We start from the raw sequence: 26,512 nt of genomic DNA on the forward strand, positions 1-26,512 counted from the left end.
CCGAGGTTATCTGCCGAGTCGGTCAGCGGCGCTTCTTCTTGCGCGGTCGCGGCGGATGGGTGAGCAACTTGCCCGCCGGTTCGAGGATGGCTGCGGTCTTGGCGTCGTCGTCATGCTCATCGCCGCCATCGTCGTTGTCGCCCCCCGCAGCGGTCGGTGCTGCTGCCACGCGCCCGGTGACCCCGGATCCGATGACTGCAGCGCGCAAGTTGTCGCCAGTCAGGCGCTCACGACGGGCTTTCCGCCCGACATTCGCCTTCAGGCCTGCAAGCAGTGGTGTTGCCACGAAGATCGAGGAGTAGATCCCCGAGATCATGCCAACCAGCAGAGCCAGCGCAAACTCGCGCAGCGTCACGGCACCGAGCAGACCGGAGCCGATCAGTAGCAGCGAGATGACGGGAAGGATCGATGAGATGCTGGTGTTGATTGAGCGCATCAGCACTTGGTTCATCGAGATGTTGACGATGTCCTCGTACGGCATCCGAACGCCCGCGTACTTGCCCTCGTTCTCCTGCACTCGGTCGAAGACGACGATCGTGTCGTACAGCGAATAGCCGAGAATCGTGAGGAAGGCGATGACCGTCGCAGGGGTCACCTCAAAACCGAACACCGAGTAGACCCCGACCACCACAATGACGTCATGGACCATGGCGGCAAGGGCTGCCACCGCCATGCGGTACTCAAATCGGATCGAAATGAAGATCGAGACGATGATCAAGAAGATCACGAGCGCTCGAACGGCCTTCTCGGTAATCTCGCCGCCCCAGGTCGAACTGGTGAACGAGAAGCTGATCTCTTCGGCGTCGACACCGGCTCGCTCTGCAAAACCGTTGGTCAGGTCCAAGGCAACGTCGCGGCTGACCTCTTCGATTTGGATCGTGACGACATCGGTCGTCTCGCCCGAGCGACGCTGGATGCGCGCGCCGGTCGTTGAAACACCGTTTTCTTCGAGCACGTCCGCTGCGTCATCGGTCGTGAAGGTCTCGCTTGCAGGAACGTCCCAGGCATCGCCACCTTCGAAATCGAGTCCGAGGTTGAGACCTCTGGTAAACAGCGACAGAAGCGTGACGACAATGACCACGATGGCCACGATCAGTCCAATACGGCGCTTGCCGTAGAAGTCGACCGCAGTCTGTCCACGGAAGAGCCGGCCGAGGCCGGTGGATGCGATGTGGTCCCCGCGACTCATGACGCTGCCACCTCCAGCCCGAAGGCGCGTTTGCCGACCATGAACTTGCTTCTCGCCAGGAGGAGCACCGCCGGCCGGGTGAAGAAGAAACACACGAAGAGGTCGCAGAGCGTCGTGATGCCGAGGTAGAGCGCGAAACCACGCACGGACCCAACGCTGAGAGAGAACAAGATAACGGCGCCAATTACCGAGACGAGGTCTGCGGACCAGATGGTGCGCCACGTGCTGTTGAAACTGCGCGGTGCAGCGTTGCGCAGCGTCCGCCCGTTGCGAATTTCGTCTTTCATGCGCTCGAAGAACACCACGTAACTGTCAACCGTGACACCGATGGCAACGATGATGCCGGTGATACCAGCGAGGCTGAGTGCGTAGTTCGTCGCTCCCGACACAAATGCCGCAGCGCTGTAGACGGTCATGCCCCAAATGATGAGACCACCGATGATCACCAGCGCAAGCAGACGGTAGTACAAGACGAGGAAAATGAGCACCAGTGCGAGACCAATGAGCCCGGAGATGATTGCGGCGTTCAGCGAGTCGCCACCAGCGGAAGCTGAAACGGTGCGGGTCTCCTGCGGCGTGACCTGGACCGGGAACGCTCCACGGTTGAGCACGTCGGCGAGCTGTTCGGCTTCTTCTTGACTGAAACTGCCGGTGATCGAAACATTTCCGTCGAAGACCGGCGTATTGACCACAGGGGCCGATTGCACCACGCCATCGAGCACGATCGCAATCTGACCGGGACGCGACGCGCCGTTCGCGTCAATTCCGGTCGACGGGCACGTCGGGAGCTGATTGAAGCACTGCGTCGCCAAAGAGTTCCACGCCGCTTCGCCGTCGCTACGCAGCTCGACGTTGACACTGAATCCACCCACTTGACCAAGCGCCACCGAGGCGCTGTCACGCTTGAACACTTCGCCGCTGGCCTGCGCCGGGCCGACACACACCGCGCCGCCGTCAAGTGTCGGCAGGAACTCTGCACCGTTTGCAAACAGCGTGGGCACCGGCGGCACAGTGTCGTCCGGCTCCGGTTCGGGAGCCGTCCGCCGGAATCCATTCGGCTCGACATCGTCAGTGACTTCTGGGTCAACGATGGGAGCGGAGCAGTCGGACAAGTTGACCACAGGCCGGAGTTCGACGATGCCGGACACGCTGACGCTGCGCAAGGCTTCTTCTTTATCCTTCACCCCGGGCAGGTCGACCACGATGTTGGAACCCTGCACGCGCACGTCGGGCTCAGCGACGCCGCTCCGTTCAAGCGAGGACCGGACGAGGTCACGAACGACCAGCAGATCAGCTTCGGAGGCACCTTCCTCAGGAGCCAAGATGACCGACAGGCCACCCTGGAGATCAAGACCGAGAATTGGCTTGTTGTCGGTGGCGAGATTGAACGCCAAGGCACCGACAACGGCGACGATCGTGCCGATCAGCGAAATCCAGAGGCGACGTTTCATCAGTTGCTGGTGTCGTCGTTCGACACCGCATCGACAGCATCACCATCGTCCGAGTCGCCAGCTGTGTCTGCGTCGCCAGCTGTGTCCGCGTCATCAGCTTGGTCAGCATCAGCTTGGTCGGCATCATCGGTACCGTCCGCCTCATCCGCGTCATCAGCTGTGTCCGCGTCATCGTCGGGGGTGACGACGTTCTGAATCGCGGCTCGCGCAATGCGGATCTGCACATCATGCTCATCGTCGATTTCAAGCCAGAATCGGTTCGGACCATCTTCGCCGGTGATCGTGCCGAAAATGCCCGACGTGGTCACCACCTCATTGCCAACCTCGATTGATTGCTGCACGTTCTGCTGCTGACGCATCCGCTTGCGTTGCGGCCGGATCATCAGGAAGTACATCGCGGCCAGGATCAGCGGCAGGAAGAGGAACGACAGGATTGAACCGCCTGAACCGCCGTCGGCGTTGGCGAAAAGAGTGCCGGTCAATGAAATCGCAAATGTGGAGGGCATAACGGCGTGCGATCCTACCGGCGTCAAACGCCCGAGACGGGGCATGCCGCAACTGCGTGGGTCACGCCCAGACGTCGAGCACCTCGCGCCGCAGCGTGTCGAACGAGCCATCGGTGATCGCAGCACGCATCCGGCGCATCAAATCGAAGGTCCATGCCACGTTGTGAATCGACAGCAGCCGCGACGCAGTCGGCTCGCCGACTTGGAGCAGATGTCGGATGTAACCCCGGCTGTGCCGAGCGCACACTTCACACGGGCAGAGCTCGTCGAGCGGTTCGTCGAGTTCCGCATTCCTGGCGGCCTTGGCTTGAAATCGGCCCGTCGAGGTCAATGCTGTGCCGTGCCGACCAAGTCGTGTCTGCATCACGCAGTCGAACTGGTCCACTCCGAGTGCGACCGCTTCGATCAGCGAAGCTGGGTCGCCGACCCCCATGAGGTAGCGCGGCTGATCGGCTGGAAGGTGCTCGATGACTGCAGCCAGCGCCGGCAGCATTTCGTCACGCGACTCCCCCACTGACAAGCCACCAATTCCGTAGCCATCGAAGCCGATGTCGACGGTGCGCTGCGCACTCTCGGCACGCATCGTCGGACTGACGCCGCCCTGCACAATGCCGAACAGCGCCTGATCCTGGCGCGTATGGGCCGCTTTGGCCCGCTGCGCCCACGCATGGGTTCGCTCGACCGCGAGGCGGATGACCTCGGGCGGACTCGGCAGAGGCGGACAGACGTCAAGCACCATTTGGATGTCTGCACCTAACTGCTGCTGCACGGCAACGGCAATTTCGGGCGTAAAGCGGTGTGACGAGCCGTCGTAGGTGCTCTTGAACGTCACGCCGTCGTCGTCGACCTTGGGATCGAGCGAAAAGACCTGAAAGCCACCTGAGTCAGTCAGCGTCACCCCGTCCCAACCGGTAAAGGATCCGAGTCCACCGAACCGCTCGATGAGGTCGGCACCAGGTCGCAGCATCAAGTGGTACGTGTTGCCGAGCACGATTTCGGCACCAAGCCGGTCGTAGTCTGCAGCGCTCAGATACTTGATCGCGCCACGGGTACCGACAGGCATGAACAGCGGTGTCTCATATGTTCCGCGTGCCGTCGTGGCAGTTCCGGTTCGGGCTGCACCGTGCGTGGCGCTGACGTGGAGGTTGACCCTGTGCACGCTGAGAGGTTAGGGGATTTGCGACCGAGACCGCTCGAGCAACATGGCGTCGCCAAACGAGAGAAAGCGGTACTCCTCGCGTAGCGCCTCGGCGTAGAGGTCGCGCCAGTCCGGGCCCGCAAACGCGTCGATCATCATCAGCAACGTCGTTTTCGGCAGATGGAAATTCGTCATCAGCACGTCGACGAGTTGCCAATCGAAACCCTCGTGGATGAACAGCCTGGTTCGTCCGGACAACTCACCGGACTTCGCCGCAGACTCGAGTGCACGAACCGCGGTGGTACCCACAGCGACCACGCGCCCGCCCTGCTCGCGAGTCTGCAAACACGCCTCCATGGTTTCGGGCGGCACCCGATATCGCTCCGTGTGCATCGGGTGATCGAGTGGGTTCTCAGTGCTGATCGGCTGAAACGTGTCGAGCCCGACAATGAGTTCAACGGCGACGCGATCGATGCCCTGCGCGGCGAGTCGCCCGAACAGTTCAGGGGTGAAATGCAGTCCAGCAGTCGGCGCTGCCGCGCTCCCGGGGGTGTTGGCAAACACGGTCTGGTACCGATCCGGATTCTCAAGTGTGGCGGTGATGTACGGCGGCAACGGCATCTGGCCGTGCTGATCGAGCAGCGTGAGCGGATCGGCATCTCCGAGTAAGTGCACCCAGAAGGTGTCCCCGGCGGGTGTCCGTTCGCCGATGCTGACGAGAGGCACACCGTCCGCAAAGAGGCGCTCTCCGACTTTCAACTTCTTGCCCGGGCGGACCAAGGCCTCCCACACTCGCCGGTCCGGATCGATCGCCTCGAGCAGCAGCACCTCAGCTGCCCCACCAGTCGAGCGAGTGAGCTTGAGGCGGGCGGGAATCACTCGCGTTTCGTTGACCACCAGCAGGTCGCCTGGCTGCAACAGGTCAGGCAGGTCGCTGACGTGTCGATGCTGGACGGGGTCGCCCGCCACCAGGAGGCGAGCAGCGTCGCGCGGAGCGATCGGGGTCTGCGCGATGCGCTCGTCCGGGAGGACGTAGTCGAAGTCGGAGAGCCGCACGCGGGACAATGCTAGGTGCGAGCGACAAAGGTTCAGTCGAAGAGTGAGCCGTTCTGGACTTTCGCTGGCGCCGTGATGCCGACGTGGTCATAGGCCGCAGCGAGCGCGACTCGACCCCGGGGAGTGCGAGCGATCATTCCCTGTGTGATGAGGAACGGTTCATAGACGTCCTCGACCGTTTCCGGCTGCTCGCCGACGCTGATCGCCAACGTCGACAAGCCGACAGGTCCGCCATGAAACTGCTTGCACAGCGCCGCGAGGAGGGCCCGGTCGACCTTGTCGAGTCCACGGTTGTCGACGCCGAAGAGCGCGAGCCCTTCTTCTGCGACCTTGGCAGTGATCGATCCGTCAGCGCGCACTTCGGCGAAGTCGCGCACACGTCGCAGCAGCCGATTCGCAATCCGCGGTGTGCCGCGGGACCGTCGCGCAATTTCGAAGGCGCCCAGCGGATCGATCGAAATGTCGAAGATCCCGGCCGCTCGCACGACGATGGCTTGCAGTTCGTCATGGTCGTAGTAGTCGAGCCGCGCCACCAGGCCGAACCGGTCACGAAGCGGACCGGTGATCATGCCCGTGCGGGTGGTGGCGCCGACGAGCGTGAAGGGCGGCATCGTGAGCCGAATACTCGACGCTGCAGGCCCCTTTCCCACCACGATGTCGAGCTGGAAGTCCTCCATCGCTGGGTACAAGATCTCTTCGACGGCCCGGTTGAGCCGGTGGATTTCGTCGATGAACAGCACGTCGTGGTCTTCGAGTTTGGTGAGGATTGCTGCGAGGTCACCGGCTCGTTCAAGGGCCGGACCCGAGGTGATGTGCAACTGCGTGCCCATCTCCGTTGCCACGATGCCGGCCAACGTGGTCTTGCCGAGTCCGGGCGGACCGGCGAACAGCAGGTGGTCGACCGGCTGTTCGCGGCGCCGAGCTGCCTCCATCACGATCGCGAGATGCTCTTTGAGCTCGCGCTGGCCAATGAACTCGTCGAGCGCCCGGGGACGGATGCCTTCTTCGAGTTCGACCTCACCGACATTGGTCTCGTGGCCGACACCGGGATCGAGGAATTCATCGCGCATGATGCAGCACTCCGTTTCAGTTCTGGATCAGTTCTTGGACAATGTCTTGAGCGCGTCGCGCAACAGTGTGGCCGAGTCAGCATCGCTCGGTAGTTCACGCAAAACGTCACGGATCTCGTCAGTTCCGTAGCCGAGGCCTGCGAGCGCCTCGCGTACGTCGGCAATGCTGGAGTTCCCGCCACCGACACCGAGACCACCGCCATCGAGCACGTCGAGTGACAACCTATTCTTCAGCTCGACGATGAGGCGTTCTGCGGTCTTCTTGCCCACCTTGGGCACCAACTGCAGCGCGGCGATGTCATTGTTGGCAACAATGTCGACCAGCGAAGCGGCCGGGTGCGTGGCCAGCACCGACATGGCCATCGCCGGCCCGACCCCGTGGGTCGCGAGCAGAATCTGGAACGTCGCTTTGTCTTCGTTTGATGTGAATCCGAACAAGGTCTGCGCGTCTTCGCGAATGTGATGGTGGATGCGCAGGAACGTGGAACTACCCGGCTCAAGTTCGGGGATCACGCGCTGGGACACCGTGACGAGGTAGCCGACACCTGCGACTTCGAGCAACACGGTGCCATCGACGTTCCGTTCAAGAATCTCGCCGCGGAGCGACCCGATCACGAGCTTGCCGCCTGACGAAGACGACGCCCGATCGGCGACATGGCGAGATGACAAAGTGCCAATGCGGCGGCATCAGCGGCATCGGCTGGCCGAGGCAACGTGGTCAGCTTCAGACGAGCCTGCACCATCTTCTGCACCTGTTCCTTGCCAGCTCCACCCCACCCGGCAACGGCGTCTTTGACCTGGTTGGGGGTGTATTGGATGACTTCACACCCTGCCAGCGCCGCTTCGGCGAGCGCGAGGCCGCTCGCTTGGCCGACGCTCATGGCTGTGCGCACATTGACCTGGAAGAACACCTGCTCGACAGCGACAGCGTCGGGCTTGAATTCGGCGATCAGTGCCGTGAACTCGGTCCTCAATGCGCCGAGTCGCTGCGGTAACGGATCCGTCTTCGGTGTGCGGATCACACCCATCGACACCGCCGTCGCCGACCCGGGACCTCGACCGTCAATCACCGCGAAGCCACATCGGGTGAGCCCAGGGTCGATGCCCAACACTCGAGTGGTCACCCCGGAGGTGGCGTCAACACTGTTGGCGAACATAGGTTCGTAGCGTACTCGATCGGGTGGTCAGGAGGGGAGCTTCTCCAACTCGTCGACCAATTCACTCACCGGGCGGTATGTCAGCCCGGCGATGGCCCGATGGGCGTACCGGACAATGCCGTCGCCATCGATGATGAACACGCTGCGGCGAGGAAAGCCGAGCGGCCCCAACGTCCCGTACGTGCCAGCGACTGACTTGTCGACATCTGCGAGGAGTGGAAATGCGAAGCCGTGCTTGCCTGCAAAACCTTCGTGGCTGGTCACGTCCTGCGCCGAAATCGCCAGGACCTGCGCATCGAGGTTAGCGAACTGCTCGAGGCCGTCGTTGTAGCTGTTCAGCTGCTTTGTGCAGACCGGCGTGTCGTCGCCCGGGTAAAACACGAGCACGACCGACTTGCCCGCAAACTCGGCCAAGGTGTAGCTGCGTCCTCCTGTACCGGGCAGATCGAAGTCGGGAGCGGCTTCGCCGACCGAGAGGCTCACTCGGCTGCCGCTTCCATCAGGTCGTCGCTCATGTCGAAGTTCGAAAAGACGTCTTGCACGTCATCGTTGTCTTCAAGCGCCTCCAGAATACGGAGGATCGCTTTGGCATCTTTCACGTCGGTGACCGGCACGAGGTTCTCGGCCATCATCGGCGAGTCCGCTGATTGCACTGTGAATCCGCCAGTCTCGAGCGCCGTCTTGATGTCGTACACGGGCGACGGGTCCGACGTGACCTGGAAGGCCTCGCCCACCTGGACCATGTCCTCGGCGCCTGCTTCGAGTGCAGCCATCATCAACTCGTCTTCGTCGGCGCTCGCGTCGACCATGATGACGCCCTTGCGGGCGAACTGCCACCCCACTGCTCCCGGCTCGGCCATCGACCCACCGAGCTTGCTGAAGATCTGACGGATGTCGGCGCCGGACCGATTGCGGTTGTCGGTGAGCACGTCGATCATCAGGGCCGCTCCACCTGGGGCGTACCCCTCATACATGATGCTCTCGTAGGCATCGCCTTCGGCGTTGCCGCTCCCCCGTTTGACCGCACGATCGATTGCTTCGTTGGTCATCTGCGCCGACTTGGCCTTTTGGACGGCCGTTCGCAGTGTCGGGTTCATGTCGACGTCGCCACCGCCTTTGGCGGCAACTTCGATCTGGCGGGCGAGTTTCGCGAAGAGCTTGCCGCGCTTCGCGTCGGTGGCGCCCTTCTTGTGCTTGATTGTTGCCCATTTGGAATGGCCGGACATACGAGGATCCCTTGTTTTCAGTTTCCGGTGAGTTGAGCGACGAACAATTCGTGGAGTCGGGTGTCGTGAGTCAATTCCGGGTGGAACGCTGCCACCGTACAGGTTCCGTCCCGAACGAGAACAGGAATGCCGTCGTGCTCGGCGAGGACCTCGACGGCGACGCCGACACGCTCGACTCGCGGCGCCCGGATGAACACCGCGTGGAACGGCGTGTCGAGCCCCACAATGTCGAGGTCGGTTTCGAAGCTGTCGAGCTGCCGGCCATACCCGTTGCGGCGTACCGTGATGTCAATCAGGTCGAAGCCATGCTGATCTGGTCGACCGTCGAGCACGTTCGAGGCGCACAGGATCATCCCGGCACACGTGCCAAAGACCGGCATCCCGTCGCCGAGCAAGTCGCTGAGCGGATCTCTGAGACCGCTCGTGTCGAGCAGCATCGACATCGTCGTGCTTTCACCGCCCGGCAAAATAAGTGCGTCAACACCATCAAGATGCTCGGGCTGCTTGACCAGGCGTGCATCGACGCCAAGCGCTGCGAGACGCTCAAGATGGGTGGAGAACGCACCTTGCAGTGCGAGCACCCCGACGACCGGGCCGGAAGCCTCAGCGGATCGATTCACCAACCGCGGTCGGCGTACTTGACGCTGATTTCGTCCATGCCGATGCCTGTCATCGGGGTGCCAAGGCCCCGGCTGACCTTGGCGAGGATGTCGGCGTCTTGGTAGTGCGTCGTTGCCTCGACGATCGCCTTGGCGCGCGGCGACGGATCATCGGACTTGAAGATGCCTGACCCGACGAAGACGGCGTCGGCACCGAGTTGCATGGCGAGTGCTGCGTCGGCCGGCGTCGCGAGACCCCCGGCGCAGAACAGCGGGACTGGCAGCTTGCCGGTCTGTGCGATCTCCTGCACGAGTGGCAGCGGGGCCTGCAGGTCTTTGGCCCAGCCGAACAACTCAGCTTCGTCTGCCTGCGTCATGCGCTTGATGTCACCGAGGATTGACCGGAGGTGGCGGACCGCTTCGACCACGTTGCCCGTGCCAGCTTCACCCTTCGAACGGATCATCGCAGCGCCTTCGGAGATACGCCGAAGCGCTTCACCGAGGTTGGTCGCGCCGCATACGAACGGCACGTCGAATGCCATCTTGTCGATGTGGTACGCCTCGTCGGCGGGAGTCAGCACTTCGGACTCGTCGATAAAGTCGACACCCAGCGATTGGATGATTTGCGCTTCGACGAAGTGACCAATGCGCACCTTTGCCATGACGGGAATCGAACACACGGCTTGGATTCCGTCGATCATCTCAGGGTCGCTCATACGGGCAACGCCACCGTCGACCCGAATATCGGCCGGGACGCGCTCCAATGCCATCACGGCAACGGCGCCGGCGTCTTCTGCGATCTTGGCTTGCTCAGGATTGACGACGTCCATGATGACGCCGCCCTTCATCATCTCGGCCAACCCCCGCTTGACGGGGAACGTTCCGGTGCTGTCAGCGATCATGACCACAGGCTACTTTCGCTGGACCGAACCCGCCCGATCGTTTGTCAGGAAACTTCGAAGGCTGGTACTTCGCCTGGCGTGCTGACCTCGACCAACTCGACCCAGGTCTGCCCAGGAGTCAGTTGGATGACCTGCTCGCCGCCGACAGTCAACGTGAACGGGGAGGTTGCCAACTCACGTTCCCAGGTGCCCGAGAGATACTCACCATTACTGAAGACCGACACGAGGCCCGAACCGACCGTGATCGCCTCAGGCGCATTCTGATCGATGGAGCTCTGGCGGTAGTCGACGCCGAGGAGCACGACGTTCTCCGCTCCAATCCGGCCGTAGGTCTTGTCGACGTGCGCTTCACCCTCCTGAGACCGCTCGTAACGCTGTTCTTCGTCGCTCCACGTCCACTCGATGTCAATACTGCCGATCGAGAACGACACATTGCGACCGGGCGCTCCGGCGAAGACCTGACCGTCATCGAGGTAGCCGTACTGCGCGGGAGGAGCGCCTGGGTGGCCCTCCGGCGTCAGCGAGTACAGCGAGTCGGAATCGGAATACAAGTTGTGCGGTCCGGATCCGGGACCACGGTAGTAACTGCCGGGGTACGACGGAGCGCCGATGTCGACCAGCGACGACGACCGAACCAAGGCTGTAACACCAGGGTTGCCGCCGCTCCAGGCGAACAACGGCTCGTTGAACGAACTGAGCAGTGCAACGTCTTGCTCACGACCGGAACGAATGGGTCCCAACGGGTCCGCGTCCTGGGTGTGGAGCACGGCAGCGAAACGAGTCAGCGACCCTTCGACCTTTTCTTCGAAGACGATGTCGGCAACCGCCAAACCGGAGTGGTTGCGGCGCGCACCGGGATGGTTGTCGATCTTGACGGCCATTGCCGGACGCTCAACAAAGTCCGCCTCACTCGCCAGCGGCTCACCTGTGAGCGGCTGGCGGATGATGGCCGGGGCAAGGGTGGTCGTCGTTGCCTCGACAGCAGTCGTGGTTGTCACCTCGACAGCAGTCGTGGTTGTCACCTCGCTCGCCGTTGTTTCGACGGGCGTAGTGATCGCGGCTTCTTCGGACCCTCCCGAGCACGCCGCAGCGCCCACCATTGCGACGGCGGCGAGCGCCAAGCTGCGCCGGACAGACAGGAAGGATCTCATGGTCATCAGAGCTCTCTCAGAAGTGCGATTCGCTCGTCGAGCGGCGGATGGGTATTGAACAACTGGTGGACGGCGCGCAGTTTACCTTGGTCCCCGACACCACTCATGGGCTGTTCAATCCACAAGTGTGCCGTAGCGGTCGACGCGCTGTGCGTCACCGTAGTGTCTTCCTGGAGCTTCTCGAGCGCAGAGATCAGCCCCGGCGGGTAACGAGTGAGTTGGCAAGCCGTGACATCAGCGAGCGTCTCGCGGCGACGCGAGATGGCCGCCTGCATCGCCTTTGCAATGAGCGGTGAAACAATCAGCAGGGCAAAGCCGACGTAGGCAAGCGGGTTGTTGCCGTTGTCGTGGTCGCCGCGACGCGCCACGCGTCCGCCGTTCCACCACATCAACCGAATCGCACCGTCAGCGAGCAGCGCAACCGTGCCCACCATGGTGACCGCGAGCGTCGACACCAGGATGTCGTAGTTCTTGATGTGGCCCAACTCGTGCGCGACCACACCTTCGAGTTCGACGCGGTTCAGCTTTTCCAGCAGACCAGTCGTCACGGCGATGGCCGCATGCTCGGGATTGCGTCCGGTTGCAAAGGCATTCGGTGCAGGGTCTTCAATGATGTAGACACCGGGCTTGGGAAGTCCCGCAGCGATACAGAGGCCCTCGACCAGGTTGTGGAGGCGCTGATATTCAACCGCTGACGCTGGGTGGGCACGACTCATGCGCAACGCGATCTTGTCTGCCTTCCAGTAGGACGCAAGTGCGACTACACCACTGATCACGAGAGCGATGAGCGTAAAAAGAATGCCACTGCCAACGACGAGGCCGATGGCGGCCCCGACGAGGGCGACGACAACCATGAAACCGGCAACGAGCGCGAGACTCCGGCGTTTGTTCGATCTGATCAGTTCAAACATGGAGATGAATCAGAATTCGACACTCGGTGAGGTGCGAGCTGCTTCTTCAGCTTGGAAGTACTCGCGGCGTTCAAACTTCATTGCCTTTGCGAACAGAACGGTCGGGAACTGCTCAAGCTTGTTGTTGTAATCAAGCACACTGTCGTTGTAGAACTGGCGCGAGTACGCCACCCGACCCTCGGTTGCGGTCAGTTCTTCCTGCAACTGCAAGAAGTTCTGGTTCGCCTTGAGGTCGGGGTACGCCTCACCCAGTGCAAACAGCTTGCCGAGCGCACCTTCGAGCATGTTGTTGGCGCCGGCTTGTCCCGCCGGCGTGTCGGGCGCCTGGATGGCGGCATTGCGAGCATTGATGACGGCTTCGAGCGTCTCGCGCTCATGGGCGGCATAGCCCTTGACGGTTTCAACCAGATTGGGGATGAGATCAAGGCGCCGCTTGAGCTGTACGTCGATCTGGGACCAAGCATTCTCGATCTGGTTTCGGCGACGAATCAAGCCGTTGTAGGCGCCGATGATGATTGCCACGACGACAACCACCACGACGATGACAAGGAGAAGGACGATCATCGGGCCAGTGTACGACCCCGGCAAGATCAGCGGGTGGAGTCGAAAATCAGTTCCCGGTAGATCTCCACGTACCGGTCCGCCAGCGTCGACATTGCGAAGTCCGTGGCTCGCAATGCTCCTGCGGAGCGGAGCCGGGCTGACAGTTCGTAGTCGTCGAGCGCACGACGCAGTGCGCCAGCGAGCGCATCAACCGATCCCGGAGGTGTCAGGATCGAATCGACGTTGTCGGTGGCAACGTTGCGATAACCGTCGAGCGCGCTGGCTACCACGGTGGTCTCAGCGGCCATCGCTTCGATCAGCACGACTCCGAACGACTCTCCCCCCAATGAAGGAGCACAAAAAATATCTGCGCCGCGCAGCCGAGCGAATTTGTCCTTCTCAGTGATACGGCCGAGCCAGTGGATTCGCTGGTCACCGGACGTCCGTCGCTGCAGTGCTGCCGTGTCAGGACCGTCGCTGCCAATCCAGAGATCGACATCGGCGGGCATTTGCTCGAAGGCATCGATCAAGACGCTGAGCCCTTTGCGGTCTTCATGGCGCCCGCAAAAAAAGATTGTCGGCCGGTCCGTCACCATCGGGTCGACCGCTTGAATCTGGCCGATATCGACACCGTTAAACAACACTTCGTAGTCCCCGCCGAGGTGAGATCGGGCAAGGGCCAGAGCATCTTTTGAAACGACGACCTTGTGATCGATCCGCTTGATGATGCGACTTAGCGGACCCTTGAACACCCGGTAGCTCGTCGACTGTCCGGCCGCGTGGAACGTTGCGACGATCGGCGCCGGCCGCGTCAAGATCGTTGTCAGCGTCGGCCCGGGTGCCAACGGTTCGTGCACGTGGAGCACGTCAAATGCTTCGTCGTTGAGCACCTGAATCGTACGGAACGCTGCAGACGGGTCGGGTGCAAGCGGGGCGATCGAACCATTCGCAGATAGCGGCAGGGAATTGCCGAGCGGTGTCACAAAGCTCTCTGGCGGAGGGCCGTCACAGGGGCCGAGCACTCGCGCTTCATGCCCGCGAGCGCGAAGTTCGTGTGCCAATGCCAGCACTTGCATTTGGACCCCGCCCGGGATGGTCAAGCTGTATGGGCACACCAGCCCAACGCGTAGCGGTCGGTTCACCGAGATATGTCTAGCTGATCTGCGCGGAAGTCCAAGCCTGAACCTCTGCCCAGGTGTCGCGGTGGACACCGCACTCAGGTATCAGCACGGATCGATTCGCCGTAGCCGGGGTCGCTTGGCCAGTTTGGTTGGAACAGGTGCCACTGCGACGGTGCTCGCCGGATCAACACTTCGAGCTCAGCGGCGATCAGTTGCGTGACGCGTTGCACATCGTCACGCAGCCGCTTCGCCTGACGCTCGACTGGAATCGGGGGACGGACGTAGCCGAGATGGCCGTCGAATCGGTCGGTGAAGTACACGCCCGTCGGCAGAATCGGAGCCCCCGTGCGCAGCGCCACGGTGGCCGCACCTCCGGGCAGCGTTGTGGTTTCCCCGAAGAACTCCACTGTGGGGCCGCCGCCCTGAATGTCGCGATCGGACAGCAAGCACACCACATGGTTGGCCCTGAGCGCCGCAATCACTGCGGTGCCGGCTTTGGGACCGAGCGGCACGACGGTCATGCCCAGCTTCGACCGCAGGTCCACGAACCACTCGAACAGTTCCGGAGGCTCGATCTGCTCGACGATGACCGTGATGGGATGGCCCTGGTCCGCGATCCACCGACCGGCCCACTCCCAGCCTCCCAGGTGGGGTAGGGCAATGATGGCGCCGTTGCCGGCGGCGAGTGCTTCGGTCAGGTGCCGATAGCCGTCCTCTCGGAATGATGCCGCAACAGCGCGCTTGGACATCGTGGGGAGCCGAAAGCTTTCGATCCAGTAGCGCGCATAGGAGTCGAATGCCTCCTGCACCGCCCTCCGCAGCCGCAGGCCGCGCAGTGTGGGATCGACCCGCTGCAGGTGTCGTTCGATGATCGCCCGGCGTTCCGGGCTAGCAAGGTTCGCCCCCGCACCGGCCGGGGTCGCGAATCCCATGGCGAGGGGCCCGGGAATCAGCCTGGCGGCCAACGCTCCGAGTTTGTAGCCGTTCGTGGTGAACTGGCTGATGAACTGCTGCTGCAATTCTTGGGGAGTCACTGCTTTCGGCGCGGCACGTGTGTGCGCCGCCGCTCAGTGCGTGCCACTCGGCGGCTTTGCCGTCGCGATCGACGCATCTCGATCTTCGCTGCGGTAACAGGCGCAACGTCTGCGGCGTTCCATACCTTGGCGAATCGCTGCACTGCGGTGATGGCCGTGAGCACAAGCATCAACCACAGAATCGGAATGAGTAAGACGTTGAACGCCAGTCCGATACAGATCGCGATGATCCGCTCGGCGCGTTCCATCAGGCCGCCCTTGGCATCGATGCCGAGTGACTCTGCCTTGGCCCGCTGGTAGCTGATAATCGACGACGTCGAGGCAACGGCGAAGGGCAGCAGCACCAGACGAGGGTCTTCGGTCAAGGCAAAGTGCCAGCCGATGCCCCCGAGGAGCAGCGAGTCGGTGACTCGGTCAACGGTCGAATCGAAAAAGGCGCCGCGCTGGCTGGAGGTTCCTGTTGCCTTGGCAAGCGCACCATCGAGGAGATCGGGCAACCCCGCCAAGATCACGAGGGCCAAACCCAACCACAGGCGGCCGAAACCGATGGCCACAGCGGCGCCAACGCCGACGAGGAGACCAAGAATCGTAAGGTGATCAGGGGTCAGTTTCGTTTTACGCAGAAACGCGCCGATCGGCTTGACCGCCGTGTCGACTGGCTTTCTGAATGTGCCGTCAAACATGTTCTGCCGACTCTAACCGGCAGCCGACTCGAGGTCAGCCTCGTCGTTGATCTCGACGAGGTGTTCAAGGATGCGACCATCGACTGCGTCGACGAGCACCAGACCACGCTGCGCCGGCGGTTCCTCGGCTGAGTAGCAGAGCACCCGCCAGGTGGGGCGGCTGCGGAGTCCTCGCCAGACCTGCTGCGCTGAGGCATGGCCGACGGCAAACCCGACAGCGCCCTGGGCTGCGACCAGTGCTTCTTTTTCATCGACTGTCATCCGCCAGCCGGAGCTGATCGAGAACAGTCCAACCGCAGCGAGCACGACCGCTGCGACCAGCCAACCAGCGTTGACCACTGCCGCGTCATTGGCGAGGAAGTAGACCGCCGCGATGATGGCAGCGAATCCGAGGTACATGACTCCGGGCCAGCGCCGACGACTGTTGTCGGGAAAGAGGTAGGCGCCGACAAATCCTGCGGGATTGAGGTCGTCGGGAAGTTCGTCGATCTGATCGTCGGTCGTCACCACGTCAGCCTACGCATCAGCCGGCAGATGTCGGCCGAATGCTGCTCGAAGGCGACCAGCCGACACTTCGAGGGCTTCGGGAAGAGTCTGAGCGTTGGCGATCGACGACATGAAGTTCGAGTCGCCGGTCCAACGAGGCACGACGTGCACGTGGAGGTGCGTCGGGACCGAGCCTCCCGCAGCACGACCGAGATTGAGCCCCACATTCGCACCATCGGGGGCATACGCGGAGCGGACCGCATCAACCGTTGCGCTCACGGTGGCCCAGAGTTCGGTTGTCTCGTCCGGCGTCAGGTCGTTGAGGTCGGCCACCTCCCGGTACGGCAAGACCAGTACATGGCCCGACGTGTAGGGATGGATGTTCAAGACAGCGAAGACGAGCTTGCCGCGGTAGACGATGTGCGTCTCCTCGTCTGGCGCTCCCGAATTCAGGAGTTGTGTGAAGACACTCCCTGCGGCATCATGGCCGTCCTGACGGGAGGGCGCGTCAGTCACGTACGCAGCCCGCCAACCCGACCAAATGCGGTCAAGCATCAGGCCTGCAGCGCTGCGTCGGTGGCTTCGGCGACCTCGCCCTCAAAACGGCAGACGAAGTCATCGAGCGGCACGTCACGTTCAACATCCGGAGCGCCCTCGCTCTGCATATCAGCGCGAACGTTCACGCCGACGGTGCGCGCGGCGACGTCGTCGTCACCGACCACCAGCACGTATGGGAGCTTCTCCACCTTGCCGTTACGAATTCGCTTACCCAGGCCATCGTCCGCGGCGACCATGTCGACCCGGGCACCAGCGGAGCGCAGTCGGTCGACGACTTCGTGGGCGTACTCCTCGTGCGGCGTCGCAACCGGAAGGACGCGCACCTGCACAGGCGCCAGCCACGTGGGGAAGGCCCCAGCGTAATGCTCAACGAGCACGCCAAAGAAGCGTTCGATCGATCCCATGAGCGCACGGTGCAACATGATCGGCCGGTGCCGGTTGTTGTCGGCGCCAACGTATTCAAGGTCGAAACGCTCGGGAAGCTGGAAGTCAGCCTGAATGGTCGATAGCTGCCACGACCGGCCGATTGCGTCGCGCACGTCGATGTCGATCTTCGGGCCGTAGAACGCTGCGTCGCCTTCCTTAACGGCGTACTCCAGGCCGTGTGAGTCGAGCGCGTCACGCAGTGCGGTCGTCGCCGTCTCCCAGATCTCGTCGGTGCCGACCGACTTCTCGGGGTCACGCGTGGACAGATTGAACGTGAACTCGTCAAAACCAAATGCGCGGAGGACCGACAGCACGAAGTCGAGCAAACCGGCCACCTCGCCGGCGAGTTGTTCCTGCGTGCAATAGATGTGGCTGTCGTCCTGCGTAAAGCCCCGGATCCGCATCAGACCGTGCAATGTCCCCGCCCGTTCGTAGCGATAAACGGTGCCGAGTTCGAACAGTCGGAGCGGCAGTTCGCGATAGCTGCGCTGACGGCTGTCGAAGATGAGACAGTGCATCGGGCAGTTCATCGGCTTCGGGTAGTACGTCCCGTTGTCCATCTCCATCGGCGGGTACATGCCGTCGGCGTAGAAGTCGAGGTGACCGGATGTCTCGAACAGGTTCGCGTTGGCGAGGTGTGGCGTGTAAACGAACTCGTAGCCCCCGTTCTCGTGACGCTGGCGGCTGTAATCCTCCATTAGCTTGCGGATGGTTGCACCCTTCGGGTGCCACACCGCGAGGCCGCCACCGAGCTTGCTCGGGAAGCTGAGCAGATCTTGCTCGACAGCGAGCTTGCGGTGGTCGCGCTTTAAGGCTTCTTCGAGCTGGTGGAGGTGCCCTGCGAGCGCCTGCTTGCTTTCCCAGGCTGTGCCGTAGACACGTTGGAGTTGTGGACCCTTCTCGTTGCCACGCCAGTACGAGCCCGAGACGCGCTGCAACTTGAAGAATGCAAGCTTGCCCGTGCTCGGCACGTGCGGGCCGACACACATGTCGATGAATTCGTCGGTGTTGCGGTAGGCGCTGATGATCCCATCGCCGGACACTTCGCCTGCATCTTCTGCATCTGCGTCTGCTGACTCGACGCGCTCGATGATCTCGACTTTGTACGGCTGATCTGCAAACAGTTCCTTTGCTTCGGCCATCGAGTGTTCCGAACGCGTGAATGGCTGGTTCTGCTTAACGATCTCCTTCATTTGTTTCTCGATGACTCCCAGGTCGTCATCGGTGAAGGTCTTGCCGTCAGGCAAGTCGAAGTCGTAGTAGAAGCCGTTCTCGATGGCAGGGCCAATCGTGAACTTGGCGCCGGGATACAGCTGCGTCACCGCTTGGGCCAGTACGTGTGCCGTCGAGTGACGCAGCACGTGCCGTCCGGCGTCGGTGTCGTTGGTGATCAGCGCCACGACGTTGCCGTCGACGAGCGGGACGGTCAGGTCGGCTTCGACGCCGTCGATGCTTGCAGCGACGGCTGCCTTGCGCAGACCGGACCCGATGGATGCTGCGAGGTCGAGCGCTGTCGACCCTCCAGGCAGCTCTCGGCTTGAACCGTCGGGAAGCGAGATGGTGATGTTCGACATGGGACGTTCAGGATAGAAGCGCACGTCGCCGCACAGGCGGACGGTTTCAGATCAGCCGTCCGCTACAGCGACGAGTTCGCGTTCCGCGGGCACGGCGTCGGTGACATGACCGACGTGTGCCGTCACGGTGGGCTCGGAGTCGGCTTCGTCACCGTGGTATCGGTTGACGTACTCCTGGCCGGACAGTTCGCGGATCTCAAACATTACTTCGTCGATCATCGATCGCCAGGCGAGGTGCTCCGCCCCGCGATTCATGTATCGCTCCGGTTTGACCGGACGACCGATCTTGATCTCGGCGCGCTTGCGGAGCTTCGGCGCCTTGGCGTCGGGCGGCTGAATCTCGTCGGTGCCAATGATGCCGACCGGGTAGATCGGGCATCCAACAGTCATGGCCAGTCGGGCCGCACCCGTCCTCCCCTTTCCGAGCGACCCGTTGCGGCTCCGCGTCCCTTCCGGGTAAATCCCGAACAGCTCGCCGCGCCGGAGCACAGCTTCAGCGGCATCGAGCGCTGCGGCGCTCTTGGTTCCACCCGTCCGGTCGATGGGGATCATGCCCATCGCGGGAAACAGGAACTTGGTCTTCCATGAGTCCATGTACTCGGCTTTGCCGACAAAAGAGATGTTTCTCGGCAGCGTGAACGTGAGCAATGCCGAGTCGAGAAACGAGATGTGATTGGGGCACAAAATCGCCGGTCCATCGGAGGGCAACTGTTCGAGGCCAGACACGTCGAGGTCCCACAAACGCGTGACGAGCGGAGCGCCCACCTTGCGAACTCTTCGCTGCAGCGTCCCTGCGCCGGGGCCTTCGCTCATGAGAGCGACATTAGAACAGGTACCGCGCGCTTCGGAGGCGGCTCGGTGAACTTCGTGTGAATCAGATTTCGTGTGAGTCAGGTGAGGTCAACGCCGAGCAGTGCGGCCGATTCGAGAACCCCCTCGCCGGCAGTCGCTGCGGCATCAATGGCGGCAATCGCACCGGGCGTGTCGAGGTCGTCGTCGAGACGTTCGCGCACGACTTCGAGCAAGCTTGGATTCGGTCGAGCGTTCGCGAGCCACTTCTCCAGACGAGCTGCGTTGCGCGGCATCAGGTCATCGGCCCAGTGCCAGTCGACGCGGTAGTTGTGTTCGATGATCGCGAGTCGGATTGAGCGCGGGTCGTAGGTCTCGCGCAATGCGTCGACAAACACGAGATTGCCGAGGCTCTTCGACATTTTCTCGCCGTCCATGAAGATCATGCATGTGTGCATCCAGTGTTTGACGAACTGCTCACCGGTGGCCGCCTCGGACTGTGCCCGTTCGGATTCGTGGTGCGGAAAAATCAAGTCTGAGCCGCCACCGTGCAAGTCGATGGTCGTGCCGAGCTCGCGCAACGCAAGCGCCGAACACTCGATGTGCCAGCCGGGACGACCAGCACCCCACATCGTGTCCCAAGCCGGTTCGTCGTCTGCAGATGGATGCCACAGCACAAAGTCGAGCGGGGATCGCTTGTTCGGATCCTCGATGTTTCCTCCGCGCTCTTTTGCGTAGGCGAGCATCTCCTCTTCGGAGTAGCCGCTCATCGATCCGAACGAGTCGAACTTCGAGACGTCGAAGTAGACGGAGCCACCCGCTTCGTATGCAAAGCCACGATCGAGCACCATGCCAATGAAGCCTCGGATGTCAGGGATCGCCGAGGAGGCTCGCGGGCTCGATGCGACGGGGAGCGCGTTGAGCGCGACCATGTCGCGCTCGAAGCGAGCTTCCTCCGAAGCCGCCAGGTCGAGGTAATGCACACCGAGTTCACGCGCCTTCACGAACAACGGATCGTCAACGTCGGTCACATTGCGGACGCACTTGACCGTGTGGCCCATGTCGATGAGGCGGCGCTGCAGGATGTCATATGCGATGAACGTGGCAGCGTGCCCCAGGTGCGTGGCGTCGTACGGCGTGATGCCGCAGGTGTACATCAGCACCTCATCGCCGGGCTCGAACGGAACGATGGTGCGACGAGCGGTGTCGTAGAGCTGCATTGTTTGCTTCACGGACATTTGTCAACCCCCGACGACTGACGTTTCATTCCCGACATGGCGACAGGGTGCCACACGGCACGGCTACTCCCCCGCCTTCGCAACGCGTGTCACAGTCGATGATCGGGCTAGCTTGCGGGTCATGGGTCTGCTCGACGGAAAGAACATCGTGATCACCGGCGTCCTGACGGACGCGTCACTTGCATTTGGGGTGGCGAAAATCGCGCAGGAACAGGGCGCCAACGTCGTGCTCACCGGCGCCGGGCGCGCGCTGCGTCTAACGCAGCGCACAGCACGCAAACTCGGCACGAACCCCGACGGCTCCGATATCGAGGTGTTCGAACTCGACGTGACCGTTCCTGAACACGGCGTCGCTGTCAGCGATGCGCTTGCGGCGAAATGGGGCCGAGTCGACGGTGTGCTTCACGCAGTGGGTTTCGCTCCGGAATCGTGCCTCGGCGACAACTTCATGGATGCCCCGTGGGATGACGTCGCCATTGCGATGCATGTGTCGACCTATTCGCTCAAGGCGCTCGCCGATGCATTCGTTCCTCTCATGGGAAATGGTGGTTCGATCGTCGGCCTTGACTTCGACAACTCAGTGGCCTGGCCGGCCTACAACTGGATGGGTGTCGCCAAGTCCGCGCTGCAGAGCGTGTCTCGATACTTAGCCAAGGAACTTGGCCCGCAGGGCATCCGCTGCAATCTGGTCGCCGCCGGACCGATCCGCACGATGGCTGCCAAGTCAATTCCTGGTTTCGCCAAGTTTGAGGACGTCTGGGATGGACGCGCACCTCTCGGCTGGGACGTCAACGACTCAGAGCCAGTTGCGCGCACCGTCGTCGCAATGCTGTCCGACTGGTTCCCCAAGACCACGGGCGAGATCATCCACGTCGACGGCGGCTTCCACGCAACTGGCGTGTAAGTCCGCCCTCTTCTAGCCGGCGTTCCTCGGTCCGCGCCCAGCGATCGCCTGCAACACCAGCAGTAACAACACCGCGCCGATCGCGGCAACACCAATGCTGCGCAGCGAGAACTCGTCGACGCCACTGCTGTCGATCATCGACATGAGCCAGCCGCCGATCATCGCGCCGAGTACACCGACGATCATCGTGTAAATGCAGCCACTGCGGTCGTCCTTGACGATCCACCGAGCCAGACCGCCGGCAATTAATCCAACGGCGATCCACCCGATGATGCTCATAGGCCCGACGCTAGCGAGTTGTTGGACGTGCCCACAGCTGCTCCCAGACCGGTTCGCAGCGAGTTGTGGAGGTCGCGGTGCCTCCAGTTCCAGCGATGTCGTCCGCGTTCAGGCAGGGGTGATGTCGCTGGGCTTCCAGCTGTGGTCGAAGTAGCCGTCGGTCGGACCGTAGAGCCGAAAGATCGTGAACCAGCCCTTGCCCGGGATCGTGCGGATCCAGTTCGACTCCCCCTCAGCGGGTTGCTCCGGACCGAAGGTGATCGTGATTGAACCATCGTCGTTCGTGTCGAGTTCGGCGAAGCTGTTGAGACTCGGTGCTGCTTGACCATTGGCGAGCATCGACCGAGTCCACACGTCGTAAATCACAACCGACCAGAAGTTAGCCATGGGGACTCCCGGTGGAAGGTTCAACTCGTACGTGCGGGCACCGTCGAGCCACTCGCCGTTACCGTCGTTGTAGGTCCAGATGTATGCCGAACCTTTGCCCGGTGGCGGGGTCACCATGGCAATGGAGGAACCTGTGGCAAACCAACCCATCAGACTGAGGCCCGACAGCATGGTGTGGCCGTCCTGCTCGTAGTAGGGATAGCCGGTGTTGCCGATCTCGATCCACTGGCGGTCGTCATAACGCTGAAGTGGAAGTCGGGTTCGGTAGCTCGTGGCGAGCGCCATCGCCGAGCCGACCTTGGCCGATTCAGTCAGTATCCGGGTCATGCGGTCGTCGGGGCTGAACGGCTCGCCGTGAGCGATCCCGAGGGTGGCCAACATGCCCGCTGTCTCGGCATCGATTGCGTCCGGATGTTCTTCGTTCACGAGGGTGGCGAGGTCTTCGAAGAAACGGAAGTCGATCGGATGGATCGTGTCGAGGTCCTGACCAGAGGCGTTGACGAACTCGGTCTGACGAGGCTCGTCCATCTCAGCCAACGGATAGATGCGCGTCTGCCGTTGCAGCGCCACGGCTTCGGCCGACGAGCCATCAGGTGTGCGCATGCCACGAAGCAAGAGCCACAGCCCGAAGGTCTCCGACGGGCAGATGTGGAAGCCATACGGGGGAAGTTCACCGTCGTAGCCGGGGGGCAAGAACAGGAATCGACCGCCTCGGCCCTGGTCGGGTCCGGCCGGGCCGATGTTCGTTGTTTCGCGCATCCACATGTCGTTGACCAACCCCAGGATCCCTGGGGCCACCTCGACCACCGTCGGGCCGTCGGTTTTCAGGTCGAGGTAGGTCATGCCGTAGACCGTTTCGGAGTTCGGCGTGAGCAGCAGCGACCGGGCATCGAACTGGTCCTCCCAGACAACGAGTTGGCTCGCCGACGTGACTCCCAAGTCTCGCCGCAAGCCTGCACGGAACGAATACATCGACGACGCGGTGATATTGCGCAGAAACGCCTGACAGCCCCGCTGGAAATCGAGATGGTCGAACAGCTTGTCCACCGTTGCATCCGTTGGGTATTCGTTCTCGAACTGAAGGTCGCCGACGAACTCAGAGGTCACCACCTGTAGCGGTGGATTCGGTGCCGTCATGCGGACGACATCGTTTGGCCCGGTCGATTCAAAGGTCATTGGAGGTCCTCACTCAGTAGTGGTGTAAGCCCAAGTAAGTGGTGGTGTGCGACGACTGACGATATCTCCCGCAGGCGACGGGCTGTCTGGTGCAGCCCAGCGAACCAGTCCCCGGCCGACTCGGGCTCGCTGGAGAGAAAGAGAGACATCGAATCTTGAACGAGGCCTCACATCTCCGTAGGTTCGGGGCATGGAGACGCGAGCTGAGCATGCAGCAAAGATGGTCGACTACTGCGACAGAGGTGAGCGGTTGGCCAACGAGATTGGAAATCGGGGTCCTCTTCGATTCGACGAGGACGGTGGGCTTGCCAGTGACATTCTCGACGCATACTCGACACACGGCTTCTACATTTTCGAGGGCGTCATCGAGTCCACCGAGCTCGAAGAACTGCGAGTCGGCGTGGACGACCTCCTCAGTCGAGCCCCTGTTCGGCCACGCGCGGAGCACGATGCTACGGGCCGACCTGCATTTGGACGAGACCTCGCGATCGATCCCTTCTTGTTCATCAAGCCACTCTCTGACCCGTGGGGTGGCACCAGACTCCTAGCGGGACGGCACCCGACACAGATGGAGCAACCAGCCGCTGACGCTGACGCACCGGAGTACGTCGTGCATCTGATCTCCGGCGTCTGTCAAGCAATTCCTGCTGGTCTCCGCCTCTACGGACACCCCCAGTTACTGGGCGTGGCCGCTGCGCTGAACGGCGCTGACTTCGTCCCGTACAACGATGTCATTTTCGTGAAGCAACCGGGTTTGGGCGGGGCGGTGTCATGGCATCAGGATGGGGCCACACACTGGGAGAGTCCTGACTGGGACGACAGCATTCACGGGTTCAACTTCCAGGTACAGCTCCACCGCACGACCGCAGCGAATGCGCTGTGGGTGATGCCGGGCACCCACAAGTCGGGGCGAATCAACGTCAGCGGTCTGGTGTCCGACAACGGCGGTGATGAGCGGCTACCCGGCGCCGTTCCACTCGTCTGCGTCGCGGGCGACGTCACCATCGTCAACCGTCAACTACTCCACGGTTCGTTCGTGAACTCATCGCCAGACCCGCGTCTCTCCATCACCTTCGGATTTCATCGGCGATCCTCAGTGCTCGGCGTCGAAGGCAAGCTTCAGTACAAGGCCGACGTCCCCGGCCAAGCCGACCTCTACGACGAGGAGCGGATCTTTATTCGGTCAGCGGTGATCGCCACGGCGATTGATGCTCGGTCGCAGCACTACCCGGGAGAATCCCGCTTCCGGTACGCGCCGTTCGTCGGTCTTGAACATGACTATCGGTACAACGACGACACCTACGAGCGCGTGCTTCGCGACTACAACACCCGCGACATCTTCATCTGAGGGAGAGCGCCGACCTCTCACCTTCCTGACGCGAAACCGGCCGATCCTCCGTACTTCTTGGTCAACTCCGGTCTGACGGTTCTCCGATGTCATCACGTTCGTGGCCAAGCACCGCATCGACAGCGGCACCGACCGTTGGGGCAAATCGCTCAGGACCGAAGCGACGATCGAGTCCGTAACGCGCGAGACGATCTTTCACCGGACCTTTCATCTCGGCAATGAGGAACGTGATGCCGGCGTTGGCGAGGAAGTCGTCGAGTTCGACCAAATCATCAACGGCGGTCGAGTCGATGTCAGTGATCGGCTCGGCCGCAAGGATCAAGGTGGTGACTTCAGGACCAGCGGCCACCACCGATCGCACGTAATCGGTGAACATGCCACCGTTGGCAAAGAACAGCGGCGCGTCAAATCGCAGGATCACGATGCCGTCGATGCGGTGACCCTCCGGATGACGGCTTCGGTCGTGGTACCCACGCATTCCAGGAATCTGCACCAGTTCTGCGCGGTAAGGCCGCCAGGCCTCGTTGACGAACGCAACGAATGACAGACCGATCGTGATGACAATGCCCTCGAGCACCCCCACCCACACCACGCCCAGAAATGCCGCTATCGACAACAATCCCTCGATCGGATTGACATTCATCAGCCGAACAACGGCGGGCACGTCGATGAGACCACCGGCCGCGACAATGACGACCGCCGCAAGCGTTGACGAGGGCAAGTAGTTGGTGAGCCCTGGAGCGACGAACACAAAACCAACGATCAACAGCGCTCCGGTGACTCCGACAAGTTGCGTGCGCGCTCCTGCCTGCTCTGCCACCGGCGTGCGCGACGAAGACGCCGACACTGGAAACCCTCCGAACATTCCACTCGCGATATTGGACAGACCGATTCCGCGCATCTCATGGCTGCCACTGACCGTCTCGCCATGACGCGCAGCGAATACCCGAGACAGAACGCCCGTGTCCGCAAAAGCGATCAGCGCAATACCCAGGGCCGGGCCAATGAGCGAAGCCACATCGCCCCAGCTCAGGCCACCCAAGGCAGGAGCGGGCAAGCCGCGCGGCAGGGCTCCGACAACCGGCACTTCATCGTTCGCACTCGTGACGGCAACCCAGATCATCGCCCCAGCGACAGCGATCAACACCGCTGGAACACGCTTGAAGAAGAGACGCAACCCGACGATCAACGCGAGCGATGCCAGGCCGATCAACATCGCCGTCGAGTTGACCAGCCCATCAGACATGCCTTCGGCCGTGGCGCGCATGTTGCCGACGAATGAGTCCGACTCAATGGTGAAACCGAGGAGCTTGGGGAGTTGGCCGACGATCACGACAACCGCGATGCCGTTCAGGTACCCGACGCGAATGGGCTTCGAAAGCAGGTCGACGACGAACCCCAGATGCAGAACCCCTGCGACCAGCAGCAGGATGCCCATCATGATCGCAAGCAGTCCTGCGAGCGCGACCGCGCGGTCCGGATCGCCAGAAGCTGACCATCCGCATCAGTTGGTCCCTCGAGGAAGAGATCGAGGAGAAACACCTGAGCATCTCCTGAGCGTTTCTGTGCGAGCGCGGTGGGCGCAGGTGATTGGCTGCATCATTGTGAAA

The 26,512-nt window shown here is 62.1% G+C and carries 28 protein-coding genes and 1 pseudogene; 2 read left to right on the forward strand and 27 right to left on the reverse strand.

The window, feature by feature from the left end; genetic code table 11:
- Window positions 1-22: 22 nt before the first annotated feature.
- From secF to cysS, 23 genes are all read right to left on the reverse strand, one after another.
- On the reverse strand, window positions 23-1,189 hold the full coding sequence (secF, locus tag ACH2DW_RS03955; RefSeq protein ID WP_394928414.1) for a protein translocase subunit SecF: 1,167 nt from the start codon (window positions 1,187-1,189) through the stop codon (window positions 23-25).
- Window positions 1,186-2,640, reverse strand: coding sequence for a protein translocase subunit SecD (gene secD, locus ACH2DW_RS03960; protein WP_394928415.1), 1,455 nt, complete (start codon window positions 2,638-2,640; stop codon window positions 1,186-1,188). Before secD ends, secF begins: the two co-directional genes overlap by 4 nt.
- On the reverse strand, window positions 2,640-3,146 hold the full coding sequence (yajC, locus tag ACH2DW_RS03965) for a preprotein translocase subunit YajC (RefSeq protein WP_394928416.1): 507 nt from the start codon (window positions 3,144-3,146) through the stop codon (window positions 2,640-2,642). The genes secD and yajC overlap by 1 nt, the downstream gene beginning before the upstream one ends.
- 61 nt (window positions 3,147-3,207) lie before the next feature.
- Window positions 3,208-4,305: a tRNA guanosine(34) transglycosylase Tgt gene (gene tgt / locus ACH2DW_RS03970; RefSeq protein WP_394928417.1), complete on the reverse strand. Its 1,098-nt coding sequence runs from the start codon at window positions 4,303-4,305 to the stop codon at window positions 3,208-3,210.
- Between the two features lie 9 nt (window positions 4,306-4,314).
- Complete coding sequence (gene queA, locus ACH2DW_RS03975) at window positions 4,315-5,340, reverse strand: tRNA preQ1(34) S-adenosylmethionine ribosyltransferase-isomerase QueA (protein WP_394928418.1); 1,026 nt, start codon at window positions 5,338-5,340, stop codon at window positions 4,315-4,317.
- Window positions 5,341-5,372: 32 nt separating this feature from the next.
- Window positions 5,373-6,410: a Holliday junction branch migration DNA helicase RuvB gene (ruvB, locus tag ACH2DW_RS03980; protein ID WP_394928419.1), complete on the reverse strand. Its 1,038-nt coding sequence runs from the start codon at window positions 6,408-6,410 to the stop codon at window positions 5,373-5,375.
- A gap of 27 nt (window positions 6,411-6,437) precedes the next feature.
- Complete coding sequence (gene ruvA / locus ACH2DW_RS03985; protein WP_394928420.1) at window positions 6,438-7,025, reverse strand: Holliday junction branch migration protein RuvA; 588 nt, start codon at window positions 7,023-7,025, stop codon at window positions 6,438-6,440.
- The gene (gene ruvC / locus ACH2DW_RS03990; protein ID WP_394928421.1) at window positions 7,022-7,567 is read right to left on the reverse strand and encodes a crossover junction endodeoxyribonuclease RuvC; all 546 of its coding nucleotides are present in this window, start codon (window positions 7,565-7,567) and stop codon (window positions 7,022-7,024) included. Before ruvC ends, ruvA begins: the two co-directional genes overlap by 4 nt.
- A gap of 27 nt (window positions 7,568-7,594) precedes the next feature.
- Window positions 7,595-8,050 (reverse strand): peroxiredoxin, encoded by a 456-nt coding sequence (locus ACH2DW_RS03995; protein WP_394928422.1) that lies wholly within the window; start codon window positions 8,048-8,050, stop codon window positions 7,595-7,597.
- Window positions 8,047-8,793, reverse strand: a complete 747-nt coding sequence (locus ACH2DW_RS04000; RefSeq protein WP_394928423.1) for a YebC/PmpR family DNA-binding transcriptional regulator — start codon at window positions 8,791-8,793, stop codon at window positions 8,047-8,049. Before ACH2DW_RS04000 ends, ACH2DW_RS03995 begins: the two co-directional genes overlap by 4 nt.
- A gap of 17 nt (window positions 8,794-8,810) precedes the next feature.
- Window positions 8,811-9,413, reverse strand: coding sequence for a pyridoxal 5'-phosphate synthase glutaminase subunit PdxT (gene pdxT / locus ACH2DW_RS04005; protein ID WP_394928424.1), 603 nt, complete (start codon window positions 9,411-9,413; stop codon window positions 8,811-8,813).
- Complete coding sequence (gene pdxS / locus ACH2DW_RS04010) at window positions 9,410-10,294, reverse strand: pyridoxal 5'-phosphate synthase lyase subunit PdxS (RefSeq protein WP_394928425.1); 885 nt, start codon at window positions 10,292-10,294, stop codon at window positions 9,410-9,412. The genes pdxT and pdxS overlap by 4 nt, the downstream gene beginning before the upstream one ends.
- Window positions 10,295-10,338: 44 nt before the next feature.
- Window positions 10,339-11,451 carry a DUF3048 domain-containing protein gene (locus tag ACH2DW_RS04015; RefSeq protein ID WP_394928426.1) on the reverse strand — a complete coding sequence of 371 codons (1,113 nt, stop codon included), beginning with the start codon at window positions 11,449-11,451 and terminating at the stop codon, window positions 10,339-10,341.
- Entirely contained in the window at window positions 11,451-12,356 is a 906-nt protein-coding gene (locus tag ACH2DW_RS04020; RefSeq protein WP_394928427.1) for a M48 family metallopeptidase, read from the reverse strand. Before ACH2DW_RS04020 ends, ACH2DW_RS04015 begins: the two co-directional genes overlap by 1 nt.
- Window positions 12,357-12,365: 9 nt before the next feature.
- Window positions 12,366-12,920, reverse strand: coding sequence for a LemA family protein (locus tag ACH2DW_RS04025; protein WP_394928428.1), 555 nt, complete (start codon window positions 12,918-12,920; stop codon window positions 12,366-12,368).
- Window positions 12,921-12,946: 26 nt separating this feature from the next.
- Window positions 12,947-14,041 carry a glycosyltransferase family 4 protein gene (locus tag ACH2DW_RS04030; RefSeq protein ID WP_394928429.1) on the reverse strand — a complete coding sequence of 365 codons (1,095 nt, stop codon included), beginning with the start codon at window positions 14,039-14,041 and terminating at the stop codon, window positions 12,947-12,949.
- 74 nt (window positions 14,042-14,115) lie between these two features.
- Window positions 14,116-15,054, reverse strand: coding sequence for a phosphatidylinositol mannoside acyltransferase (locus tag ACH2DW_RS04035; RefSeq protein ID WP_394928430.1), 939 nt, complete (start codon window positions 15,052-15,054; stop codon window positions 14,116-14,118).
- Window positions 15,051-15,737 (reverse strand): CDP-alcohol phosphatidyltransferase family protein, encoded by a 687-nt coding sequence (locus ACH2DW_RS04040; protein WP_394928431.1) that lies wholly within the window; start codon window positions 15,735-15,737, stop codon window positions 15,051-15,053. The genes ACH2DW_RS04035 and ACH2DW_RS04040 overlap by 4 nt, the downstream gene beginning before the upstream one ends.
- A gap of 12 nt (window positions 15,738-15,749) precedes the next feature.
- A complete protein-coding gene (locus ACH2DW_RS04045; protein WP_394928432.1) occupies window positions 15,750-16,244 on the reverse strand; it encodes a hypothetical protein in 495 nt (164 codons plus the stop codon).
- A gap of 9 nt (window positions 16,245-16,253) precedes the next feature.
- Entirely contained in the window at window positions 16,254-16,739 is a 486-nt protein-coding gene (locus ACH2DW_RS04050; protein WP_394928433.1) for an HIT family protein, read from the reverse strand.
- A 38-nt stretch (window positions 16,740-16,777) separates the two neighbouring features.
- Window positions 16,778-18,781 (reverse strand): threonine--tRNA ligase, encoded by a 2,004-nt coding sequence (thrS, locus tag ACH2DW_RS04055; protein WP_394928434.1) that lies wholly within the window; start codon window positions 18,779-18,781, stop codon window positions 16,778-16,780.
- Window positions 18,782-18,832: 51 nt separating this feature from the next.
- Window positions 18,833-19,594 (reverse strand): lysophospholipid acyltransferase family protein, encoded by a 762-nt coding sequence (locus tag ACH2DW_RS04060; protein WP_394928435.1) that lies wholly within the window; start codon window positions 19,592-19,594, stop codon window positions 18,833-18,835.
- Window positions 19,595-19,671: 77 nt separating this feature from the next.
- On the reverse strand, window positions 19,672-20,808 hold the full coding sequence (gene cysS, locus ACH2DW_RS04065; RefSeq protein WP_394928436.1) for a cysteine--tRNA ligase: 1,137 nt from the start codon (window positions 20,806-20,808) through the stop codon (window positions 19,672-19,674).
- A 121-nt stretch (window positions 20,809-20,929) separates the two neighbouring features.
- Here cysS and fabI point away from each other — a divergent pair, with 121 nt between their 5' ends.
- Entirely contained in the window at window positions 20,930-21,712 is a 783-nt protein-coding gene (gene fabI / locus ACH2DW_RS04070; protein WP_394928437.1) for an enoyl-ACP reductase FabI, read from the forward strand.
- A 12-nt stretch (window positions 21,713-21,724) separates the two neighbouring features.
- On the opposite strand, the gene ACH2DW_RS04075 is transcribed toward fabI, so the two are convergent.
- Window positions 21,725-21,991, reverse strand: a complete 267-nt coding sequence (locus tag ACH2DW_RS04075; protein WP_394928438.1) for a GlsB/YeaQ/YmgE family stress response membrane protein — start codon at window positions 21,989-21,991, stop codon at window positions 21,725-21,727.
- A gap of 108 nt (window positions 21,992-22,099) precedes the next feature.
- Entirely contained in the window at window positions 22,100-23,554 is a 1,455-nt protein-coding gene (locus ACH2DW_RS04080) for a DUF1254 domain-containing protein (RefSeq protein ID WP_394928439.1), read from the reverse strand.
- 190 nt (window positions 23,555-23,744) lie between these two features.
- Between ACH2DW_RS04080 and ACH2DW_RS04085 the strand changes: the two genes are divergently transcribed.
- Window positions 23,745-24,902, forward strand: coding sequence for a phytanoyl-CoA dioxygenase family protein (locus tag ACH2DW_RS04085; protein WP_394928440.1), 1,158 nt, complete (start codon window positions 23,745-23,747; stop codon window positions 24,900-24,902).
- A 61-nt stretch (window positions 24,903-24,963) separates the two neighbouring features.
- Here ACH2DW_RS04085 and ACH2DW_RS04090 read toward each other — a convergent pair whose 3' ends face one another.
- Complete coding sequence (locus ACH2DW_RS04090; RefSeq protein WP_394928451.1) at window positions 24,964-25,545, reverse strand: STAS domain-containing protein; 582 nt, start codon at window positions 25,543-25,545, stop codon at window positions 24,964-24,966.
- Window positions 25,519-26,373 (reverse strand): annotated as a pseudogene (locus tag ACH2DW_RS04095) (SulP family inorganic anion transporter); the annotation flags it as partial. The gene ACH2DW_RS04090 and the pseudogene ACH2DW_RS04095, both read right to left, overlap by 27 nt.
- Between the last annotated feature and the right edge of the window lie 139 nt (window positions 26,374-26,512).

The sequence above is a fragment of the uncultured Ilumatobacter sp. genome, assembly GCF_963980585.1.
GTDB lineage: Bacteria > Actinomycetota > Acidimicrobiia > Acidimicrobiales > Ilumatobacteraceae > Ilumatobacter_A.

Coding starts and splice junctions, on each gene's coding strand:
- ACH2DW_RS04060 (WP_394928435.1), bottom strand. CDS start 19,594: ATGAGCGAAGGCCCCGGCGCAGGGACGCTGCAGCGAAGAGTTCGCAAG.
- ACH2DW_RS04000 (WP_394928423.1), bottom strand. CDS start 8,793: ATGTCCGGCCATTCCAAATGGGCAACAATCAAGCACAAGAAGGGCGCC.
- ACH2DW_RS04040 (WP_394928431.1), bottom strand. CDS start 15,737: ATGTTTGACGGCACATTCAGAAAGCCAGTCGACACGGCGGTCAAGCCG.
- ACH2DW_RS04075 (WP_394928438.1), bottom strand. CDS start 21,991: ATGAGCATCATCGGGTGGATCGCCGTTGGATTAATTGCCGGCGGTCTG.
- cysS (WP_394928436.1), bottom strand. CDS start 20,808: ATGTCCGTGAAGCAAACAATGCAGCTCTACGACACCGCTCGTCGCACC.
- ACH2DW_RS04020 (WP_394928427.1), bottom strand. CDS start 12,356: ATGTTTGAACTGATCAGATCGAACAAACGCCGGAGTCTCGCGCTCGTT.
- ruvC (WP_394928421.1), bottom strand. CDS start 7,567: ATGTTCGCCAACAGTGTTGACGCCACCTCCGGGGTGACCACTCGAGTG.
- ACH2DW_RS04025 (WP_394928428.1), bottom strand. CDS start 12,920: ATGATCGTCCTTCTCCTTGTCATCGTCGTGGTGGTTGTCGTCGTGGCA.
- ruvB (WP_394928419.1), bottom strand. CDS start 6,410: ATGCGCGATGAATTCCTCGATCCCGGTGTCGGCCACGAGACCAATGTC.
- ACH2DW_RS04015 (WP_394928426.1), bottom strand. CDS start 11,451: ATGACCATGAGATCCTTCCTGTCTGTCCGGCGCAGCTTGGCGCTCGCC.
- fabI (WP_394928437.1), top strand. CDS start 20,930: ATGGGTCTGCTCGACGGAAAGAACATCGTGATCACCGGCGTCCTGACG.
- ACH2DW_RS04085 (WP_394928440.1), top strand. CDS start 23,745: ATGGAGACGCGAGCTGAGCATGCAGCAAAGATGGTCGACTACTGCGAC.
- pdxS (WP_394928425.1), bottom strand. CDS start 10,294: ATGATCGCTGACAGCACCGGAACGTTCCCCGTCAAGCGGGGGTTGGCC.
- ACH2DW_RS04080 (WP_394928439.1), bottom strand. CDS start 23,554: ATGACCTTTGAATCGACCGGGCCAAACGATGTCGTCCGCATGACGGCA.
- yajC (WP_394928416.1), bottom strand. CDS start 3,146: ATGCCCTCCACATTTGCGATTTCATTGACCGGCACTCTTTTCGCCAAC.
- ACH2DW_RS04090 (WP_394928451.1), bottom strand. CDS start 25,545: ATGAATGTCAATCCGATCGAGGGATTGTTGTCGATAGCGGCATTTCTG.
- secD (WP_394928415.1), bottom strand. CDS start 2,640: ATGAAACGTCGCCTCTGGATTTCGCTGATCGGCACGATCGTCGCCGTT.
- thrS (WP_394928434.1), bottom strand. CDS start 18,781: ATGTCGAACATCACCATCTCGCTTCCCGACGGTTCAAGCCGAGAGCTG.
- secF (WP_394928414.1), bottom strand. CDS start 1,189: ATGAGTCGCGGGGACCACATCGCATCCACCGGCCTCGGCCGGCTCTTC.